Annotated in this window: 5 protein-coding genes; all 5 read left to right on the top strand. The window is 67.8% G+C overall.

Annotated elements, in window-relative coordinates; genetic code table 11:
* Nucleotides 1-2,452, top strand: a 2,452-nt coding sequence (infB, locus tag C5689_RS18015; protein WP_108918621.1) for a translation initiation factor IF-2, incomplete at its 5' end; no start/stop codon positions are given.
* A gap of 43 nt (nt 2,453-2,495) precedes the next feature.
* Entirely contained in the window at nt 2,496-2,942 is a 447-nt protein-coding gene (locus C5689_RS18010; protein WP_108918620.1) for a hypothetical protein, read from the top strand.
* Nucleotides 2,943-2,963: 21 nt separating this feature from the next.
* Nucleotides 2,964-3,314, top strand: a complete 351-nt coding sequence (locus C5689_RS18005) for a hypothetical protein (protein WP_108918619.1) — start codon at nt 2,964-2,966, stop codon at nt 3,312-3,314.
* A 16-nt stretch (nt 3,315-3,330) separates the two neighbouring features.
* The gene (gene rbfA, locus C5689_RS18000) at nt 3,331-3,759 is read left to right on the top strand and encodes a 30S ribosome-binding factor RbfA (RefSeq protein WP_108918618.1); all 429 of its coding nucleotides are present in this window, start codon (nt 3,331-3,333) and stop codon (nt 3,757-3,759) included.
* Complete coding sequence (gene truB / locus C5689_RS17995; RefSeq protein ID WP_108918617.1) at nt 3,756-4,655, top strand: tRNA pseudouridine(55) synthase TruB; 900 nt, start codon at nt 3,756-3,758, stop codon at nt 4,653-4,655. The genes rbfA and truB overlap by 4 nt, the downstream gene beginning before the upstream one ends.
* Nucleotides 4,656-4,812: the final 157 nt, after the last annotated feature.

The following is a 4,812-nucleotide window of genomic DNA, read 5'->3' as shown; positions in this document are numbered from 1 at the left end:
GGGCGGAGCGGCGCCCGCCGCCGCCGCTCCGCCCCCTCCGCCGCCGCGCGCCGAGACGCCGCGCCCGCAGCCTGCGCCCAAGCGCGGCGCCGGCATGGTGCTGCGCGCGCTGACCGACGAAGAGCGCGAGGCCCGCGCCCGCGCTCTGGTCGACGCCCGCACCCGCGAAGAGGAAGACCGTCGCCGCGCCGAGGTGGAAGCCAAGGCGCGCGCCGAGCGCGAGGCCCGCGAGCGCGAGGAGCGCGCCGCCGCCGAAGCCCGCAAGCGCGAGGAGGAGGAACGCCTCGCCCGCGACGCCGAGTCGAAACGCCGCTCCGAGGAAGAGGCGCGCCGTCGCCTCGCCGGAGGCGGCGCGCCCGAGCCGCACGCAGCGACGCCCGCCGCCGCTCGCCCGGCGCAACCGCGCCCGGCCCCGACCACCGGCGGCGAAGCGCCCCGCCCGGCCGCGACCGCGACCACGGAAGACGCCGAGAAGCGCGTCGTCCGCCGTCCCGTCGGCGTCATCGCCGTCAAGGCGCCGCCGCCGCCCCGCCCGACGCCCTCGCGCGGCGGCGCGCAGAAGGACCGCGGCCGCCTCACCGTCTCCACCGCGACGTCAGAGGAAGAAGAGCGCACGCGTTCGGTCGCCGCCTTCCGCCGCCGCACACAGCGCCTGAAATCCTTCGGCCAGGCCGAGCAGAAGGAGAAGATCGCCCGCGAGGTCATCCTCCCGGAGACGATCACCATCCAGGAGCTCGCCAACCGCATGTCGGAGCGCGGCGTCGATGTGATTCGCCTGCTGATGAAGCAGGGCGCGCTGCACAAGATCACCGATGTGATCGACGCCGACACGGCGCAGCTCGTCGCCGAGGAGCTCGGCCATACGGTCAAGCGCGTCGCCGAATCGGATGTCGAGGAAGGCCTGTTCGACACGCCCGACGCCGACAGCGAGCTCGAGCAGCGTCCGCCGGTCGTCACCATCATGGGCCATGTCGACCACGGCAAGACCTCGCTGCTCGACGCGATCCGCCACGCCAATGTCGTGGCCGGCGAAGCGGGCGGCATCACGCAGCATATCGGCGCCTATCAGGTGCGGGCGCCGAACGGCGCGCCGATCACCTTCATCGACACCCCTGGCCACGCGGCCTTCACCGCCATGCGCGCCCGCGGCGCCAAGGTCACGGACATTGTGATCCTGGTGGTGGCGGCGGATGACGGCGTGATGCCGCAGACGATCGAGGCGATCCATCACGCCAAGGCGGCGGAGGTTCCGATCATCGTCGCGATCAACAAGATCGACAAGCCCGACGCCAAGCCCGAGCGCGTGCGCACCGAGCTGCTGCAGCACGAGGTGCAGACGGAGACCTTCGGCGGCGACACGCTCGAGGTGGAGGTCTCCGCCAAGGAGAAGCTCAATCTCGACAAGCTGCTCGACGCCATCACCCTGCAGTCGGAAGTGCTCGACCTCAAGGCCAATCCCGAGCGCTCCGCCGAGGGCACGGTGATCGAGGCGCGGCTCGACAAGGGTCGCGGTCCGGTCGCCACCGTGCTGGTGCAGCGCGGCACGCTAGAGGTCGGCGACATCATCGTCGCCGGCTCGCAATGGGGCCGCGTACGCGCGCTGCTCGACGACAAGGGCGTCGTGGTGCAGACCGCCGGCCCGTCCTTCCCGGTCGAGATCCTCGGCTTCTCCGGCACGCCGGAAGCCGGCGACCGCGTCGCCGTGGTGGAGACGGAAGCCCGCGCGCGCGAGATCACCGAATATCGCGAGCGTCAGCGTCGCGACAAGCTGGCCGCGCGCGGCGGCGGCGCCCGCACCTCGCTCACCGATATGATGAGCCAGTTGAAGACCGCCGGCCGCAAGGAGTTCCCGCTCGTCATCAAGGGCGATGTGCAGGGCTCTGTGGAGGCGATCGTCGCAGCGCTCGACAAGCTCGGCACCGACGAGGTGGGCGCGCGCGTCGTTCATGCGGGCGTCGGCGGCATCTCCGAGTCCGACATAGCGCTCGCCGAAGCGTCCAACGCCGTCGTCATCGGCTTCAACGTCCGCGCCCATAAGGAAGCGCGCGAGGCCTCCGAGCGCGGCGGCATTGAAATCCGCTACTACAACATCATCTACAATCTCGTCGATGATGTGAAAGCGGCAATGTCCGGCCTCCTCGCGCCGACGCTGCGCGAGACCATGCTGGGCAATGCGCAGATTCTCGAAGTGTTCGACATTTCCAAGGTTGGCAAGGTGGCGGGCTGCCGCGTGACCGACGGCTCGGTGGAGCGCGGCGCCAATGTGCGTCTCATCCGCGACAATGTCGTCGTCCACGAGGGCAAGCTGTCGACGCTCAAGCGCTTCAAGGACGAGGTCAAGGAAGTGCAGGCCGGACAGGAGTGCGGCATGGCTTTCGAGAACTATCAGGACATGCGCGCCGGCGACGTCATCGAGTGCTATCGTGTCGAGGAGATCAAGCGGACGCTGTGATCGGCGCCCGCTCGACGGCTCAAACGAAGATCGGGCGAGAAATATGACCGGCGGTTTCTCGGGCAAGAGGCGCAAGACGATCCGCAAATTCGCCGAGGGCGCTCGCGCGCGCGATGTCGATCGCATCGTCAGCAAGGTGATCGCAGCCTTGGAGACACGCTCGGGTCATTTCGAGGAACCGCTCCTTTCGGAAGGTTCTGGTCTCGGCGGCGCGCGTTTGAAGCGGCATTCGCGTAGCCTGCCGGACCGATTCCGTCGCAGAGTGGAGCCGCATAAAAGTGTGGAGGCCATTGGTTTCGATCCGACGATTTTCGACGCGGCGGCGAGCTTCGATGCGGAAGTCGTCGGATTCGCCCGCGCCGCGGCCGATCTGGCGGAAGAACGGCGCGCCACTGTCGTCGCCCTGGCTGAAATGTCGGCGAGAGGCGACCGCATCGATCGGGTGCAGAGCGAGAATCGCGCCGCGCTGAATCATCTGTTGTCCTGCTGACGCCGACCGACGGAAGAAGGCATGGACACCCCAGCAGGAGCGCCGGAGCCTCCGGCCGAGAAGAAGTCGGGAATCGGCTTGCCGTCTTGGAAGTCGGTCATCGAGTTCCTCACGGCGATGGCCGATCTTCGACGCACGGTCGACGGGCTGAAAGAATCGAACAAGTCGTTGCGCGCGGACGTCGCTCGCTTGCAGCGACAAGTGGATGAGCAGGCAGGTCAATTGAAAGTTCTGTTGGGATTCGTCCAGAACAGCTTGGACGATCAGATCGACAGGAGAGCGTCGCGCGCCGCCGCGGAGCTTTTCTCCCAGTTGATTTCTCTTCGGGCGGAGGAGCCCGAGGACGAAGACTCCCGCAAGGGAAAGCGCTGAGCTAATCGAGACCCACATGTCCAGAGCCCATCACGCCCATGGGGCGGAGCCGTCGCAGCGCATGTTGCGCGTCGCCGAGCTCGTCCGCCATCAGATCGCCCAGCTGCTCTCGCGCGGGGAGATCAACGATCCCGTGCTCGAGCAGCATGTCGTCACCGTCTCGCGCGTGACGATGAGCCCGGATTTGAAGCTCGCCACCGTCTATGTCATGCCGCTCGGCGGCAAGGACGAGCCGGAGGTGCTGCGCGCTTTCGACCGCCATAAAAAATATCTGCGCGGCGAGATCGCCCATAGCGTCAATCTCAAATTCGCCCCGGAGGTGCGGTTCCGCATCGACGACAGTTTCGACAATGTCGCGCGCATCGACGCGCTGCTGAACTCCGAGCGCGTGCGCCGCGATCTCGATCAGACCCAAACCGACGAAGAGAACGGCGCCCAGCAATGAACGGAAGAAAATCGACCCGCGCCGTCGTCGACGGCTGGGTGGTGCTCGACAAGCCTGTCGGCATGACCTCGACGCACGCCGTCTCGCGCTTGAAGCGCATCTATAATGGCAAGAAGGCCGGCCACGCCGGCACGCTGGACCCGCTCGCCTCCGGCATTCTGCCGATCGCTTTCGGCGAGGCGACCAAGACCGTGCCTTTCGTGCAGGACGGCGAGAAAGCCTACAGCTTCACCGTGCGCTGGGGCGTCGAGACCGACACGGACGACGCCGACGGCAAATCCGTGCGCGAGAGCGAGGAGCGGCCGACGATCGCTGAGATCGAGGCTCTGCTGCCGCGCTTTCTCGGCGACATCATGCAGGTGCCGCCGCAATATTCCGCCATCAAGATCGCCGGCGAGCGCGCCTATGACCTCGCACGCGACGGCGAGACGGTGGAGCTGAAGCCGCGCCCCGTCACCATTCATCGCCTCTCCATCGTCGATGCGACGGAGGAGGAAACAAGGCTCGTCATGGAATGCGGCAAGGGCGCCTATGTGCGCTCCATCGCGCGCGATCTCGGGCGGCTGCTCGGCTGCTTCGGCCATGTGACCGCGCTGCGCCGCACGCGTGTTGGGCCTTTCCTCGAGGAGGACAGCTACACGCTGGACGAGATCGAGGGCGGCGAAGCGGCCAATGCGCTTCTCTCGGTCGAGGCGGGCCTCACCGAGCTGCCCTGCGTCGTCGTCGACCGCGACGCGGCGGCTCGGCTGAGGCGCGGCGGTTCGCTGATCCTGCGCGGCCGCGACGCCCCTGCTGGCGGCGTCGTCTATGCGGCCTGCGGCGGCGTGCCCGTCGCCTTCGGCGAGGTGGTGGAAGGCGCGCTGGAGCCCTCGCGCGTGTTCAACCTGCCGTTCTGACGCGAGGTTGATCTTCGCGGGGGAACGGGTTTTTATTTGCGGAAACGCCCCCGCCCCGACCCTCCCCCGCTTTGCGGGAGAGGGGGCAGATTCGGGGACGTCAGGACACTGCGAGCCGACCGCCCTCATGACGCCCCCCGCCCCTAAAATCCTCGTC

This window comes from Methylosinus sporium, from assembly GCF_003113265.1.
Lineage (GTDB): Bacteria > Pseudomonadota > Alphaproteobacteria > Rhizobiales > Beijerinckiaceae > Methylosinus > Methylosinus sporium.
Note: the sequence above shows the minus strand (reverse complement) of the source record. Positions and strands in the feature narration are given on the sequence as shown.

Bases quoted from the DNA above. Each gene is read 5' to 3' on its own strand.
- truB (WP_108918617.1), top strand. From the start codon at position 3,756: ATGAACGGAAGAAAATCGACCCGCGCCGTCGTCGACGGCTGGGTGGTG.
- C5689_RS18010 (WP_108918620.1), top strand. From the start codon at position 2,496: ATGACCGGCGGTTTCTCGGGCAAGAGGCGCAAGACGATCCGCAAATTC.
- rbfA (WP_108918618.1), top strand. From the start codon at position 3,331: ATGTCCAGAGCCCATCACGCCCATGGGGCGGAGCCGTCGCAGCGCATG.
- C5689_RS18005 (WP_108918619.1), top strand. From the start codon at position 2,964: ATGGACACCCCAGCAGGAGCGCCGGAGCCTCCGGCCGAGAAGAAGTCG.